The sequence below is a fragment of the Flavobacterium sp. SH_e genome (assembly GCF_025717045.1).
GTDB lineage: Bacteria > Bacteroidota > Bacteroidia > Flavobacteriales > Flavobacteriaceae > Flavobacterium.
This window is the reverse complement of record NZ_JAOVZN010000003.1, coordinates 484,913-499,102: the sequence shown is the minus strand read 5'-3', so window position 1 is coordinate 499,102 and position 14,190 is coordinate 484,913. Positions and strand designations below refer to the sequence as shown.

Here is a 14,190-nt window from a genome sequence, read left to right as displayed (position 1 = left end):
TAATATTCATTAATTCAAATGATGCAGATCACGCCGAAGCCGTGATGTAAATCACATTGGAGCATTAGAAATACGACTGAGTGTTTCTCTGGTAATTCCTAGATAAGAAGCGATAATTGATTTAGGAAGACGTTCCATAAGCATAGGATATTGGTTAACGAAAATTTCATAATGTTTCTTTGCATCGTTAGAAAGCATGGAAACAAGACGTCTCTGAAAAGCAGAATAAGCGGCTTCAATCTTTTTTCTGAAAAAATAATTCATTTCAGGTAATTCATTACAGAGCTTTTCCCGATCATTTAGAGAAAGAACCAAAAAATCGCAATCTTCAAGAGATTCAATACTGAGTGTGGCAGGGGCGTTTTTAAAATAAGCATCATAATCACTAACCCACCAATCTTCAACAGCAAATCTTATGATTCTTTCTTTTCCATCTTCAAGCATGTAAGAAGCCTTTAAGCATCCTTTAAATACCCAGTACTCATGAAAAACTAAATCTCCGGAACTTATAATTATACTGTTTTTCCTTATTTTTTTAGATTTAAAAAAAGAAAATACATAATCAAACTTTTCATCACTCAAGGGAGATATTTTTTCTATATGCCGTCTAAACTGCTCTTTCATTAATTTGTTATTGCAAAGTTTCGGTTTAAATGTAATAAATTAAAAAATAATGATTATTTGAATGTTCGTTGGAAAGAAGAAAAGCATAAGTTAGATTTGAACGTAAAAGCATTTTTAAGTTTAATGCAAAAAAAAAAAGTCCTAATCAAAGAGTAGGACTTTTGTGGGGAGAGCAGGATTCGAACCTGCGAAGTTCACACAGCAGATTTACAGTCTGCCCTCGTTGGCCGCTTGAGTATCTCCCCGATCTCAGCTTTTGTGCTTTGTTGTTCTAAGCGGTGGCAAAGATAGGAACTCTTTCTACATTTCCAAACAAAAAAATGACTTAATTTTAAGTTATTTTAAAGTTATTTTTTAATTCATTGGAATTGAATAAAATAAAAAACATCTAAAATGCATTTTTTTTTACTTATTTGCAAAAGTAGGATTATATTTATAATAATTATTCGATTTTTGCTTTGGATTTATCTTTAATAAAGTCGTGAAATATTGTTATTATTGAGGTATTAAATAAATATTGACGAGAAAATATCTTTTATTTTTTTTTGTAATTGGCTTAATAATCTTTTTAAGTTGGAATTTTAATTCTTTTTGATGAAACTTTATTCTTGAATTTCTGAAAAGACAAAAAAAATCTCCACGAGGGAGATTTTTTGATATTTATAAAAAATAGGATTATTTTGCTAATAATTCTAAGATCTTTGCTTTTAATTCAGCACCTCTTAAATCTCGCGCTACTACTTTTCCTGACGCATCAAGAATAAAAGTAGCGGGAATTGCTTCAACATTATATTGTTTTGCAATTGGTTCTTCCCAAAATTTTAAATTAGAAACTTGAGTCCAAGTTAATCCATCTTTTGCAATAGCTTCTTTCCATTTTGCAGCATCTTTATCTAAAGATACTCCAACAATATTTAAACCTTTTGCATGTAACTCTTTATAAAGTGCTACAATATGTGGATTTTCTTGCCTACAAGGTCCGCACCACGAAGCCCAGAAATCTACAATAGTTACTTTTCCTAAACTTTCTTTAAGAGAAATTACTTTTCCTTCTGGATTAGGAGCAGAAAAATCGGCTCTTCATTTTGCGCTACCTACTGCTGGAGCTGTTGCACCAACAGATGGCATTTTTGCTTGACCAAATCTAGTTTTGATTTCTTTTCCTGGAGCTGAATTTTTTAAAGACTCATCAAAAGAATTGAAGATTCCTTCTAATTTTTTAGTGTCAGCTGCTGGATCATTCAATAAATTTTGAACAATAATAGCTGAGATAAAAGATTTTGGGTGGCTTTCAGCATAAGTGAAATATTTCTTTTTGCTAGTTTCACCAACTTCTTTTTGGATTTCCATGTATTGCTTCATTAAGCTGTTGATGACTGCTGTATCTTGAGCTTGTTGAGCTTGTTTCATTTTATCGTTGTTCTTTTTCTGGAAATCGATTAAACTTTTTTGAGTTTTTGTCATTTCTTCAATGAAAGTTGAGTACTCGTCATTGTTGTAAGTTCCAGAAATTTTAGATTTATGAATACTATCTTTGTCAATTGCAATTTTAATTTCTCCAGTTTCTAGGATAAATGGAATTGGACCATTAGCACCTTGTAAAATTAAAGAGTGGAAAGCTGGTTCTGTTACTTTTCCTTTTATTTCAAATTTTCCGTTTTCAACTTTTACTGTGTCAAGAGAAATTGGCATTCTTGTAGCAGGGTCAGCACCTTGTAAGATGATCGTTTTTCCATTTTCAATCCCTGTGGCAGTACCTGTAATAAGGTATTCTCCATCTTTAACTTTGCTGCAAGAAATAATAGCTGCAGAAGCTGTAAGTACAAAAAGTATTTTTTTCATTATAAAAAATTAATTAGTTAATTGATTTGTGCAACAAAAGTATCTAAAATTATATAACATACAGAATTTTGCTACCTAAAATTTTGTTATAGTTTTTTTTGATTTAAAACCCATTAAATCAGTGTGTTTGTTGGTCCGATTTGATTTAAAACTCTTAATCAAAACCTTATTTTAATTCTTTATAATTAATTTTTAAATTTTTGGACATAAAAAAAGCACTCTTTTCATAGAGTGCTTTTTGGTAAAATATAGTGTTTGTAGACTATTCTTGATTTGTTTTCTTTCTCCAAGTAAAAGAGTTTAAGATATGTCTTTTAGCAAATCTTGCTGGAGAATCTGCATTTACCATTTTCACGTAAGTTGCTTTTGGAACACTAATGTATTCGTAAACACTTCCGTTAGAAAAATCAATAATTAAACGGCCTTCAACAAATTTATAATCTGTGATAGAACAAGTTGAAATTGTTTCTGTATATTCAGGTAAATTAAGTTTGATAGTATCAGGGTGAATACTTACTAAAAAGTGGTAAGCTTCGATAATTGTTTTACTTTTTTCTTCTGCTTCTTTTAAACCAGCTTCATTTCCCACAAATTTATCAGGATGAGATTCTTTCATCGCATTACGATAAATTGTCTTTAAATCTTTTAACTCTGCAGTTTTTTCTACGTTTAGTAACTTGCGGTATTCAACTATTTTTTTCATAAATAAAAGGTAACTACTTGTCTATTAGTTTGAAATCGTTCTGTTTTAGTTCAAATCGACAAATTTTTTGCAAAGGTACACTTTTTTTTAACTTTTTAGTTTTGATCGAAAAAATATTCAGGAAAGTTGGTTTATTAAAATGTTAACTAGATATTAGAATCGTTTTTTAACCGCAAAGTGCGCTAAGAATTACGCAAAGAACACTAAGATTTTTTTTGAGCAAAATGTTTATAAACATAAAGTTCGCAAAGCTTTAATCTATACAAGGCTTTGCGAACTTAAATATTTTCAAAGTATAACATGCAGTAAAAAAAATCTTAGCGTACTTTGCGTTAAAAATTACACGTTCCAACAAAACCTGAAACCTGAAACCTGAAACCTGAAACCTGAAACCTGAAACAAAAAATCTATTCTGGCTTATGATTCGCTTTATCGAAGTTTCTTGATTTTTTTGGATATTTATCGTAGCTCATGTCACTTGGATTTTCAATAACTGATTTTATTGTAATCCAATCACCTTCATTAAATTTAGCCTGAACCATTTTGTAGTCTAAAAGATATTCTCCACAGAAATAATTATTGTTTTCATCTTTTTCGATAATGCCAGTAAAAACTCCTTTTTGAGGCATTTTTTTTTCTAAATCTTTAGACATGATTTTTTTATTTTGAAATTAAAGTACAAAGGTAAGCAATTTAGGATTGGTTTATGGAGTTCGCCGTAATCTGAGTATATTTGCACATGCAGAAAAATTTTAAGCCACATCCTAATTCTTTTAAAAATACGTTTTGCGCTTTTAATGAAGTGTTGCCAGATTCTATTCAAGGATTGAAAAAGCAATTTGAAAGTAAGGCAGGAAGCACCTATTATTATACAGAAGAAGGAATGTACCGCGTTTCGAACCATTGGGGAAGATTAGCAAATAGCAAATGGCGTTTAATTGCCCGAAATCCAGAAACAGAATCTAAAACTAAAATAGGGTTTGCAAAATGGGAAGAGTTTTATCCAGACAATGCTGAAGAGAAATTATATTACATAAAAGCCGATTTCGAAAACAATCTTGCCAATTATGAACACAAGAATAATCCGGAATATGATGGAAAGGCAATTTTAAGAACAAGTTTTGAAACCACAAAAAGATTAAAACAAGTTCGAAACCTGCAACAATTGACTTCGTGGGCAAAATATTTTGATTATGATGATATTGATGACTTGAGAAAACAGATTATCAAAGAATTGATTTTCACAGAAAAAACGTTAGAACAAATTAAAAGAGAGGTGTAATGGGAAGAAATAACGAAAGGAACATCAAAAAACACAACGATAAATTGCATAAAGCCCAAGCAAAAGCAAAGCAAGCAGAAATTGCCCGAAAAGAAAAATTAAAAGAAATCGTGAAGAAATTCAACGAAAGTAAAAATGAAGAGTAATATAAATGGTTTCAAGTTTCAGGTTTAACGTTTCAAGTTAACGTAGCAAAACTTGAAACCTGAAACAAAAGAAACAAAAAAAAGACATGAATAGTAAATTTGAAAACTTAAAAGCAAGCGTACAAGAAATCATTGATTTAATCGCTGCGAAAAATGACAGAGAAGCAAATAATAAATTATTAGAAGTAAGTGAAACATTAGACGAAATGATTGATTTTGCTGAAGAGGATGAAGAAGTTCGAGAAATAACTCGTTATCAGGTTTTGTTAAACCAACTTCATGTTAAAATTAATGGAGAAGAACCAGTTGATGAAGAGTAAGAAATGCTTCTGCGATACAGGACTGCTTTTTGAAAATTGCTGCGGATTGTATCTCAATAATAATCAAAAAGCACCTTCTGCAATAACTTTAATGCGTTCTAGATATTCGGCGTATGCGACCCATAATGCCGATTATTTAATGGAAACGACTTATATTTCAGAAAGAAAATATTATTCGAAATCTGAAATTTTAAGATGGGCAGTTTCTAATAAATGGCAGAAATTGGAGATTTTGAGTTTTTCTGAAAACACAGTAGAATTCAAAGCTTATTTTTTAGATTCAGATAATAAACCGCAAGTGCATTATGAATTTTCTACTTTTAAATTTGAAAATGGCGCTTGGTATTATTTGGATGGAAAGTTTGAATAATTATTATATCTAACACTGTTAGTTGAGATTTTTGATTAAATATTTTAACTAAAAATTAATAAACGATTCGTTTTTCATAATTCCAAAAAGACGTAATTTTAGATTTATGAAAAACGAATTTAAAAAAGGCTTTTATTTTAAGACTTACGAAGCTCCTTTTCAGTCTCCGTTTGACAAACTTTTTACGATTTTTAAAGAGTTGATCACTCATACTTCGGGTGATTTTGATGAAGCTATAAATTGGCTTCGGGAACTGGATAAAGAATACAAACTTACCGATGAGAACTATACAATTGACGATTTTATCGAAGACCTTAAGAAAAAAGGATACATCAAAGATGAAGTAAAAGGCGATGGAAGTTCTGGTTTTGGCATTACGGCAAAAACTGAAAGAGCAATCAGACAGCAAGCTTTAGATCAAATTTTTGGAAACTTAAAAAAATCTGGAAGCGGAAATCATAAAACAAAATATGCAGGAAGTGGTGACGAACATACGGGAGAATTCCGTGAATATAATTTTGGTGATAGCTTAGAGAGAATTTCATTAACCGAAAGTCTTCGAAATGCGCAAGTTAATAATGGCGTAGAAAGTTTTATGCTGACTGAAAACGATTTGATCGTAGAAGATGCTCAGTACAAAGCCCAAATGAGTACGGTTTTAATGATCGACATTAGCCACAGTATGATTTTGTATGGAGAAGATCGTATTACTCCAGCAAAAAAAGTTGCCATGGCACTGGCAGAATTAATCACGACAAGATATCCAAAAGATACTTTAGATATTTTGGTTTTTGGAAATGATGCCTGGACAATTCCGATCAAAGATTTACCTTATTTACAAGTTGGGCCGTATCACACAAATACAGTTGCAGGTTTGCAATTGGCGATGGATATCCTTCGCAGAAAGCGTAACACGAACAAGCAAATTTTTATGATTACTGACGGAAAACCAAGCTGCGTTCGTGAGCGAGATGGTTCTTATTATATGAATAGTAACGGTCTGGATGAATATATTGTGGATAAATGTTACACGCAAGCGCAACAGGCAAGAAAACTTCATATCCCAATTACTACTTTTATGATTGCTAGAGATCCTTATTTACAGCGTTTTGTGAATCAGTTTACTGAGGCTAATCAAGGAAAAGCATTTTATACTGGAATTAAAGGTTTGGGTGAAATGATTTTTGAAGATTATGAAGCGAATAGGAAGAAGAGGATTAAATAGAGTTGCTAAGGTCCTAAGATGCTAAGATACTAAGGTTTCTGCATGCGCATATAAACGTTCCGTATATCGTACAGAGGCACTGCAGTGTGTCTAACTAGGTTCAAAGGTTCAGAGTAACAAAGGTTCAAAGGTTTCGTCAGCAATAAAATAAACGTTCCGTATATCGTAGAGACGCACTGCAGTGTGTCTACGCAAAGTGAAGACACAATGCTTTGCCTTTTGAAAAAAAATAAAAATAAAAATTTACATTTCAATACAATGGAAATAAAAACTATAAAAACATTAGGTCAATTAAAAGCCGCTGGATATAAAAGTACAAGCATAAAGGATGAATTGCGAAATAATCTTCGTGAAAAAATCAAATCTGGAAAACCTGTTTTTGAAGGTGTTCACGGATTTGAAAATACAGTAATTCCAGAATTAGAACGCGCCATTTTATCTCGTCATAATATCAATTTGTTGGGTCTTCGCGGGCAGGCAAAAACGCGTTTGGCGCGCAAAATGGTCGAATTATTAGACGAATATATTCCGTTTGTGGAAGGTTCAGAAATTAATGATGATCCGTTAAATCCTATTTCTCGCTTTGCAAAAGATTTAATTGCAGAAAAGGGAGATGAAACCCCAGTTTCTTGGTTGAACAGAAGCGAACGATTCTTCGAAAAACTAGCAACTCCAGACGTAACGGTTGCTGATTTAATTGGTGACGTTGACCCAATTAAAGCTGCAAATTTAAAATTGTCTTATGCAGACGATCGTGTAATTCATTTCGGAATGATTCCGAGAGCGAATCGCTGTATTTTTGTGATTAACGAATTACCCGATTTGCAAGCCAGAATTCAAGTGGCTTTGTTTAATATTTTACAAGAAGGCGATATTCAAATTAGAGGTTTCAAATTGAGAATGCCTTTAGATATGCAATTTGTTTTCACCGCAAATCCAGAAGATTATACAAATAGAGGAAGTATTGTAACGCCTTTAAAAGATAGAATTGGTTCGCAGATTTTAACACATTATCCCGAAAGTATTGAGATTGCGAGAACGATTACAGAACAAGAATCTAAATTAGATAAAAACCAAACCGATGTTGTTTATGTTCCGAGTTTAGCGAGAGATATTCTGGAACAAATTAGTTTTGAAGCTCGTGAAAGTGAATATATCGATAACAAAAGTGGTGTAAGTGCGAGAATGAGTATTACTGCATTCGAAAATTTAATTAGTACTGCAGAGCGCCGTGCATTGATTTCTGGTGTTGATAAAACCACAATTCGTTTATCAGATTTTATTGGAATCACTCCAGCAATTACAGGAAAAGTCGAATTGGTTTACGAGGGAGAACAGGAGGGAGCCGATGTTGTGGCAGAAAGCTTAATTGGTTCGGCAATTAGAACATTATTTCCAGAATATTTTCCAAAAATTGAAAAATTAGAAAAACCAGACGAAAAAACACCTTATTCTGATATTGTGGAATGGTTTTTCGCGGAAAGCGGTTTCGAATTATTAGATGATGCTTCGGATGCAGCATACAAAAGTATTTTAGATGAAGTAACGCCATTAGATGATTTATTGAAAAAATACCAGTCTCAAACGGCAAAAGAAGATGAATACTTTTTGAAAGAATTCGTTTTATGGGGATTGGTTGAATATAAAAAACTGAGCAAAGATCGTTTTGCAAAAGGAAATCAGTTTAGAGATATTTACGGAAGTTATATCAGTAAATTCTAAAAAGAATATAAATAAAATTTAATCTGGTCTAGCTGGTTTTTTTAAACCGGCTAGGCTTTTTTATTTTACAATAGTTACTTTTACAGTCCAAAAATAAATTTATGTTATTCCTTATATTAAGTATTCTTTGCAGTGTTATTGTGGGTGTTATATTCAAAATTTCTAGAAAATATAATGCTAATCCGTCACAGATTATTTCGTTCAATTACATCGCTGCAATTACGCTTTGCTATTTTACTTTTACGCCAGATCTAAATGCATTAGATAATAATGCGCCATTAGAAATTTACACTTCTGTTGGAATTTTGCTTCCAATATTATTTCTGTTTCTAGCGCTTTCGATAAAATATATGGGAATTGCAAAAACAGATGCAGCTCAAAGATTGTCCTTATTTATTCCAATTTTGGCAGCTTGGCTGTTATTTAATGAAGGATTTAATACCTATAAAATAATTGGAGTTTTAATCGGTTTTGCAGCGCTTTTATTCATTTTAAAAAAGCCATCGGCTAACACCGAAAATAAATGGATTTATCCCGCAATAGTGCTATTTGGTTTTGGACTTGTTGATATTCTGTTCAAGAAAATTGCATTATACACTGTAGTTCCTTATACAACTTCTTTGTTCCTCGTTTTTCTAATTGCTTTTGCTATTTCAATATTTATTGTCTCGTATAAAGTATTGATATCAAAAGAAAAGTTAGAGGTGAAAAGCATTCCATTTGGAGTATTGGTTGGAATCTTCAATTTCGGTAACATTTTATTTTATCTAAAAGCCCATAAAGCATTTGCAGAAAATCCATCAACTGTTTTTGCAGGAATGAATATGGGAGTTATTGTTTTGGGAACAATTGTAGGAGCCTATTTCTTTAAAGAAAAACTTTCTAAAATCAATATTTTAGGATTGTTTTTAGCTCTTATTGCCATTATTTTTATCGTTTTATCGCAATTACAATAATTTTTTTTAAGCACTAATCCTTTAGTTTTCAATCGATTTAATGATAGTTTTTAAATTAATCAAAATAAACTCGACTAATTCTATAGAATTTATAAATATATTTTTGTAGCTTTGTCTCAACAATGAAAAACTATAGCCGAAATATTATGACGTCTTTCCCATGCAGCTTTGCGATGTGCTGTATGATGAAACACGTTTTGAAATGGCGTTAATAGAGAAAGTACTTGTTAGTTATTTTTTTTTTTAGCCTTTCATTGCACCATGAAAGGCTTTTTTTTGAATCGTTAAAAAATCTAGATATGAGAACCAATATAAATATGAAAATTTTGATGCGACGTTGTCTAATAAAGATTCCGTGTTGTATCAGTTTTAAGAGATAAAAGCAAATGACTTTATCGAAAAAAAGATTTTCAATAGATATAAAAAGATAACCCAAACCTAAAAACTATATATTATGAGCTCAGAAATTATAAAACATAATCCGTTTCAATCCATGATTGATCGCTTTAATATCGCTGCAGATATTTTAAAATTAGACGATTCTCTTCGTCAAAAACTACAGCGCCCTGAAAAACAAATTACGGTAAACTTTTCTATTACTTTAGATAATGGAAATGTCCAAAACTTTGAAGGATATCGCGTAATTCATAACACAGCTTTAGGACCTTCAAAAGGCGGAATTCGTTATGACACTGCTGTAAATTTGGACGAAGTAAAAGCACTTGCCGCCTGGATGACCTGGAAATCTGCTGTAACTGGAATTCCCTTTGGTGGGGCAAAAGGCGGCATTATTTGCGATCCAAGAAACCATTCTAAAACTGAATTAGAAAAAATTACAAGAGCATACACAAAAGCTTTGGCTGATATTTTTGGACCAGAAAAAGATGTTCCAGCTCCAGATATGGGAACAGGTCCAGATGAAATGGGCTGGTTGATGGATGAATTTTCATTATTACACGGAAGACCAATCCACGCCGTTGTAACAGGAAAACATCTTCACTCAGGTGGCTCTTTAGGCAGGGTAGAAGCAACAGGAAGAGGAGTAAGCATTATTAGTCTTTTGGCACTTGAAAAATTAAAAATCAGACCTGCGAGAGCTACGGCAGCAATTCAAGGTTTTGGAAATGTTGGATTGCATTCTGCATTGTTTTTATATGAAAAAGGAGTGAAAATTGTTGCAGTTAGTGATGTTTCAGAAGCATTTTACAATCCGAATGGAATTAATATTCCAGAGTTGATTTTGTATTATAATTTGAATAACAAGACGATAAAAGGTTATCCAAATTCGGTTGCGATTAAACATGAAGATTTATTGCTTTTGGAAGTTGATGTTTTGATTCCGGCAGCAAAAGAAGATGTTATTACTCAAAAAAATGCTGGAGATATTCAAGCCAGAATTATCATTGAGGGCGCAAATGGTCCAGTTGCTTCAGATGCAGATCAAATTTTACATGATAAAAATATATTAGTTGTTCCTGATATTTTAGCCAATGCAGGTGGTGTTACCGTTTCTTATTTCGAATGGCTTCAGAATTCGCTTTTAGAATCTTGGAGAATTCACCAGATAAATAAACGTCTGGAAGATATTTTAGAGAAAGGTTTTGATACTGTTTTTAGAGTTGCAGTAAAACACAATGTAACGCCTCGTATTGCTGCTTATATTATTGCTTTGAAAAAAGTAGCCGAAACACAATCGGTTAAAGAAGTTGCTTTGGAAGCTCCACAATATAAACAGAATTAAAATCAGGTTTATTTTCGTAAAAGATCATTTTCGTTGATTACGTTTTTTGTCTCTCCTAAAAGAACGTAATTAATGGAAGTGTCTTTTTCGTTTGAACTATTGAACAAATTTTTAGAATCGAAAAGTATCATATAAATGAAAAATATCAATTTTCTAGCATTTGCCATGCCGGCCTTTTTTCTTTTTTTATTTTTAGAATATAAGCTTGCTCAACGCAGAAAAAGGCCTGAAATTTTTAATTATGAAAGTTCTGTTTCCAATATTTCCATAGGAATTGCAGAGCGGCTGATTAACTTATTTGTCGCAGCGAGTTTTTATCAATTGTATTATTTGATTTATGACGATTATAGAATATTTGAGATTCCAAGTAATGCTTTGGTGTGGTTTGCATTGATTTTAGCAACCGATTTTGTTTGGTATTGGTATCACCGATTAGGTCATGAAGTTAATTTTTTCTGGGCAGCACATATTGTGCATCATCACAGCGAAGAATTTAATTTTACGGCAGCAGCTAGAATTACTACTTTTCAGGCGATTATTCGAACAGGGTTTTGGTGTGTTTTGCCTTTAATTGGTTTTCATCCAACGATGGTCATTACAATGTTGATTGTTCACGGTGCTTATTCTTTCTTCACACATACACAACTTATTGGCAAAATAAAATGGCTAGAATATGTATTTGTAACACCTTCTGTTCACGGTGTTCATCACGCTTCTGATGAAAAATATCTGGACAAAAATTATGGCGATATGTTTACGTTTTGGGATCGTCTTTTTGGAACTTTCCAAACCGAAGAAGAAAAACCAAAATACGGTTTAACACATCCGTTAAAAAGCTACAGTTTCTTATGGCAGCACTTTCATTACTATTTTGAAATCTACGAATTGTGGAAACGCTCCAGCGGATTCAAAGCGAGGTGGAAAGCTGTTTTTGGAAGTCCAGCCGATATGGATCAAGATATTCGCCCGATTCTCGAAAAACGTTTTCTGCAAGATAAAAGTAATCCGCACCAAAGACTTCGGTTTAAAAACTACCTTTATATACAATTAGGAATCTGTACTTTGATTCTAACGGTTTTTACCTATTATTTTGATTATTTAGAAAGTTACGATAAGATATTTGTGCTTTCGCTGGTTATTTTGACTTTAATTAATTGTGGCGCTTTATTAGAACAAAGAAAATGGATGTATTATTTAGAATATACCCGTCTCGCAATAATTTCGACTTATTTTTTATATGAAGAAGATTTATTGGCGTTTTTCTTTGTTCCAATTGCGATTATGATTTTTGTGGAGCAATTGTTTTCATTGAGTAAAATTTATCAGAATACCATTTTGCAGTTGGAAACGACTGAATAAAAAATAGATAGCCACGAATTCACGAATTTTTATTTAAAATGATACGTAAAATTTGTGCGCGATAATTACACGAATAGATATTAAAAAAAATAATTCGTGAATTCGTGGCTAAAAAAAAATTAGAACCTTAGATCGTCTTAATCTCCATAATTTTCTGCTCAAAAGTATCTTTAAAATCAGATTTGCTTTTAATTCTGGTTTTATACGTATAAATTGTAGCTACAGAAAGTTCAAGGAACTCTGCCATTTGATTACTATCTTGAATTCCCAATCTGTACAATGCAAAAATGCGCAGTTCGGTATTTAAAAGCTCACCTTTTTTCACAATGCATTTATGATCATTTGGAAATAATTTATTGAAATCTGTTACAAAAGTTGGAAACAATTTCAAGAAGATTTCATCAAATTGATGGAATAGATTTTCGCGTTCTTCCTTTACGTTGTAACGTTTCAAACTTGCAATAACTTCATCTGTCTTTTTAGTGATAATTTTATGCAAAGTACTTTTTTGAATATGATCTATTTTATTAATGAAAGCTGAAGTTGCTTTAATAAAATACGTAATATATTCCTCTTTAATTGCATTGGCTTCGCTCAAACTCACATTCATTTCTTGCAATTGCAAATACGAATCGGCCATGATTTTTCTGGCTTTATTTTTTTCCTTTAATTGTTTGAAAATGATGCCAAGAAAAACAAAAATGATAACTGTTAAGATTGTAAGCAGAATAATAATCTTTTCAAGTTTGTCATTTTTATCTTTTACATTATTCAGCTGAGCTTTTTCTATAATTGGAAGAATCGACGAAATCTCAATTTTTCGATGTCTGGCATTATAAAAAGTAGCATCATCCATTGCAATGTTGATGTATTCGTTGGCTTTATCCAAATAGCCCATTTTAAAGAGTTCGTTGGCTAAATTTCGCAATGCTACGGTTTCTTTTGTGGCATTTTTAACATCAGCAATTGCGGCGAGAGCTAAATATTGAATCGCTTTTTTGGTATAACCGCGTTCCGAATAAATATATCCGAGACTTGAAGTTGCAATTCCATAATAATCAGGCGGAAGATTGTAATTGTTGATCCAATAGCTAAAAGCAAATTCGGCACCGCGCCAATCTTGTTGTTTTAAGCGTTTTAAACTTTCTGCGGCCCAATATTCATTTGTATTGGTTCCAATTAATTCTAAAGCCTTTTTTAAAAAGTGATTTCCTTGCTGTACATAATGGATATTAAAACGCTGATCACGATTGTAATCGGCTAAATCATAGTAAGCGCGGGCTTTGATATTATAGTATTCAAATTTGTTTCTCAGATCGAGTTTTGTGTCATCAATAACATTTAAAGTATCAATTGCTTCTTTAAAAAGTCCAGACGACAATAAAACAAAGCCTTCTTTAATTCGGCTTTTGGATAAGAATTTGGGATCTTTTAAAGCTTTGGCTTTGATTTTAGATTGCTCTAAATAATAGTAAGCAGAATCATATTTAAAAGATTTGTATTCGTCAAATAACGACATATAACAATTGTACAGCTCTTCATTATTTTGGCTGAGTGTAAACTTGGATACATTTTTCTTTAAAGATTCAATTTTTCGATATTTCTGTTTCAGGTAAATATCTTTTTTTAAGAGAACCTGATCTAATTCTTCCAGATACGGATTTGTCTCTTTCGCAGTAAGAGAAAAACCTATGATGAAGAAAAGCAGCATCAATATTCTTCGCATGATTGGTTTTGGTTTAAGATAGGGTTTTGATATAGTTAGTTAATTCGTTTTAAAATTAAGATAAGTTTGAGATTAATTAAAATCTGACCTTAGAGATTTTGTAAATAGTTTAATAACATCGCTTTAAAAGATGGTTTTTGAAGGGGAAATGAGCGCTAAATGTTAAAAACAGTC

Annotated in this window: 14 protein-coding genes, 1 tRNA gene and 1 pseudogene; 9 read left to right on the top strand and 7 right to left on the bottom strand. The window is 31.9% G+C overall.

The features are described from left to right. Positions 1-51: 51 nt before the first annotated feature. From OD917_RS06985 to OD917_RS06965, 6 genes and pseudogenes are all read right to left on the bottom strand, one after another. Positions 52-624 carry a Crp/Fnr family transcriptional regulator gene (locus OD917_RS06985; protein WP_263522833.1) on the bottom strand — a complete coding sequence of 191 codons (573 nt, stop codon included), beginning with the start codon at positions 622-624 and terminating at the stop codon, positions 52-54. A 164-nt stretch (positions 625-788) separates the two neighbouring features. Further along, positions 789-869: transfer RNA gene (locus OD917_RS06980), tRNA-Tyr, on the bottom strand. 430 nt (positions 870-1,299) lie between these two features. Next, positions 1,300-1,686, bottom strand: a pseudogene (locus OD917_RS22600) (TlpA family protein disulfide reductase); the annotation flags it as partial. 18 nt (positions 1,687-1,704) lie between these two features. Further along, complete coding sequence (locus OD917_RS06975) at positions 1,705-2,466, bottom strand: DUF4369 domain-containing protein (RefSeq protein ID WP_263522832.1); 762 nt, start codon at positions 2,464-2,466, stop codon at positions 1,705-1,707. Between the two features lie 262 nt (positions 2,467-2,728). Further along, complete coding sequence (locus OD917_RS06970; protein ID WP_095931645.1) at positions 2,729-3,169, bottom strand: KTSC domain-containing protein; 441 nt, start codon at positions 3,167-3,169, stop codon at positions 2,729-2,731. Positions 3,170-3,576: 407 nt separating this feature from the next. Beyond that, positions 3,577-3,822 (bottom strand): hypothetical protein, encoded by a 246-nt coding sequence (locus OD917_RS06965; RefSeq protein ID WP_263522829.1) that lies wholly within the window; start codon positions 3,820-3,822, stop codon positions 3,577-3,579. A gap of 86 nt (positions 3,823-3,908) precedes the next feature. Here OD917_RS06965 and OD917_RS06960 point away from each other — a divergent pair, with 86 nt between their 5' ends. From OD917_RS06960 to OD917_RS06920, 9 genes are all read left to right on the top strand, one after another. Continuing rightward, entirely contained in the window at positions 3,909-4,451 is a 543-nt protein-coding gene (locus tag OD917_RS06960) for a hypothetical protein (protein WP_263522827.1), read from the top strand. Beyond that, a complete protein-coding gene (locus OD917_RS06955) occupies positions 4,451-4,597 on the top strand; it encodes a hypothetical protein (RefSeq protein WP_095931643.1) in 147 nt (48 codons plus the stop codon). Before OD917_RS06960 ends, OD917_RS06955 begins: the two co-directional genes overlap by 1 nt. An 86-nt stretch (positions 4,598-4,683) precedes the next feature. Next, positions 4,684-4,917 carry a hypothetical protein gene (locus OD917_RS06950; protein WP_263522826.1) on the top strand — a complete coding sequence of 78 codons (234 nt, stop codon included), beginning with the start codon at positions 4,684-4,686 and terminating at the stop codon, positions 4,915-4,917. Continuing rightward, positions 4,889-5,287, top strand: coding sequence for a YchJ family protein (locus OD917_RS06945; protein WP_263522825.1), 399 nt, complete (start codon positions 4,889-4,891; stop codon positions 5,285-5,287). Before OD917_RS06950 ends, OD917_RS06945 begins: the two co-directional genes overlap by 29 nt. Before the next feature lie 106 nt (positions 5,288-5,393). Beyond that, a complete protein-coding gene (locus tag OD917_RS06940) occupies positions 5,394-6,512 on the top strand; it encodes a vWA domain-containing protein (RefSeq protein WP_263522824.1) in 1,119 nt (372 codons plus the stop codon). A gap of 258 nt (positions 6,513-6,770) precedes the next feature. Continuing rightward, the gene (locus OD917_RS06935; protein ID WP_263522823.1) at positions 6,771-8,234 is read left to right on the top strand and encodes a magnesium chelatase; all 1,464 of its coding nucleotides are present in this window, start codon (positions 6,771-6,773) and stop codon (positions 8,232-8,234) included. 101 nt (positions 8,235-8,335) lie between these two features. Next, entirely contained in the window at positions 8,336-9,190 is an 855-nt protein-coding gene (locus tag OD917_RS06930) for an EamA family transporter (protein WP_263522822.1), read from the top strand. A gap of 454 nt (positions 9,191-9,644) precedes the next feature. Then, a complete protein-coding gene (locus OD917_RS06925) occupies positions 9,645-10,931 on the top strand; it encodes a Glu/Leu/Phe/Val family dehydrogenase (protein ID WP_263522821.1) in 1,287 nt (428 codons plus the stop codon). Between the two features lie 135 nt (positions 10,932-11,066). Further along, the gene (locus OD917_RS06920; RefSeq protein WP_263522820.1) at positions 11,067-12,290 is read left to right on the top strand and encodes a sterol desaturase family protein; all 1,224 of its coding nucleotides are present in this window, start codon (positions 11,067-11,069) and stop codon (positions 12,288-12,290) included. A 127-nt stretch (positions 12,291-12,417) separates the two neighbouring features. On the opposite strand, the gene OD917_RS06915 is transcribed toward OD917_RS06920, so the two are convergent. After that, positions 12,418-14,016: a DUF6377 domain-containing protein gene (locus OD917_RS06915; protein ID WP_263522819.1), complete on the bottom strand. Its 1,599-nt coding sequence runs from the start codon at positions 14,014-14,016 to the stop codon at positions 12,418-12,420. Positions 14,017-14,190: the final 174 nt, after the last annotated feature.

Bases quoted from the DNA above. Each gene is read 5' to 3' on its own strand.
- OD917_RS06985 (WP_263522833.1), bottom strand. From the start codon at position 624: ATGAAAGAGCAGTTTAGACGGCATATAGAAAAAATATCTCCCTTGAGT.
- OD917_RS06975 (WP_263522832.1), bottom strand. From the start codon at position 2,466: ATGAAAAAAATACTTTTTGTACTTACAGCTTCTGCAGCTATTATTTCT.
- OD917_RS06970 (WP_095931645.1), bottom strand. From the start codon at position 3,169: ATGAAAAAAATAGTTGAATACCGCAAGTTACTAAACGTAGAAAAAACT.
- OD917_RS06965 (WP_263522829.1), bottom strand. From the start codon at position 3,822: ATGTCTAAAGATTTAGAAAAAAAAATGCCTCAAAAAGGAGTTTTTACT.
- OD917_RS06960 (WP_263522827.1), top strand. From the start codon at position 3,909: ATGCAGAAAAATTTTAAGCCACATCCTAATTCTTTTAAAAATACGTTT.
- OD917_RS06955 (WP_095931643.1), top strand. From the start codon at position 4,451: ATGGGAAGAAATAACGAAAGGAACATCAAAAAACACAACGATAAATTG.
- OD917_RS06950 (WP_263522826.1), top strand. From the start codon at position 4,684: ATGAATAGTAAATTTGAAAACTTAAAAGCAAGCGTACAAGAAATCATT.
- OD917_RS06945 (WP_263522825.1), top strand. From the start codon at position 4,889: ATGGAGAAGAACCAGTTGATGAAGAGTAAGAAATGCTTCTGCGATACA.
- OD917_RS06940 (WP_263522824.1), top strand. From the start codon at position 5,394: ATGAAAAACGAATTTAAAAAAGGCTTTTATTTTAAGACTTACGAAGCT.
- OD917_RS06935 (WP_263522823.1), top strand. From the start codon at position 6,771: ATGGAAATAAAAACTATAAAAACATTAGGTCAATTAAAAGCCGCTGGA.
- OD917_RS06930 (WP_263522822.1), top strand. From the start codon at position 8,336: ATGTTATTCCTTATATTAAGTATTCTTTGCAGTGTTATTGTGGGTGTT.
- OD917_RS06925 (WP_263522821.1), top strand. From the start codon at position 9,645: ATGAGCTCAGAAATTATAAAACATAATCCGTTTCAATCCATGATTGAT.
- OD917_RS06920 (WP_263522820.1), top strand. From the start codon at position 11,067: ATGAAAAATATCAATTTTCTAGCATTTGCCATGCCGGCCTTTTTTCTT.
- OD917_RS06915 (WP_263522819.1), bottom strand. From the start codon at position 14,016: ATGCGAAGAATATTGATGCTGCTTTTCTTCATCATAGGTTTTTCTCTT.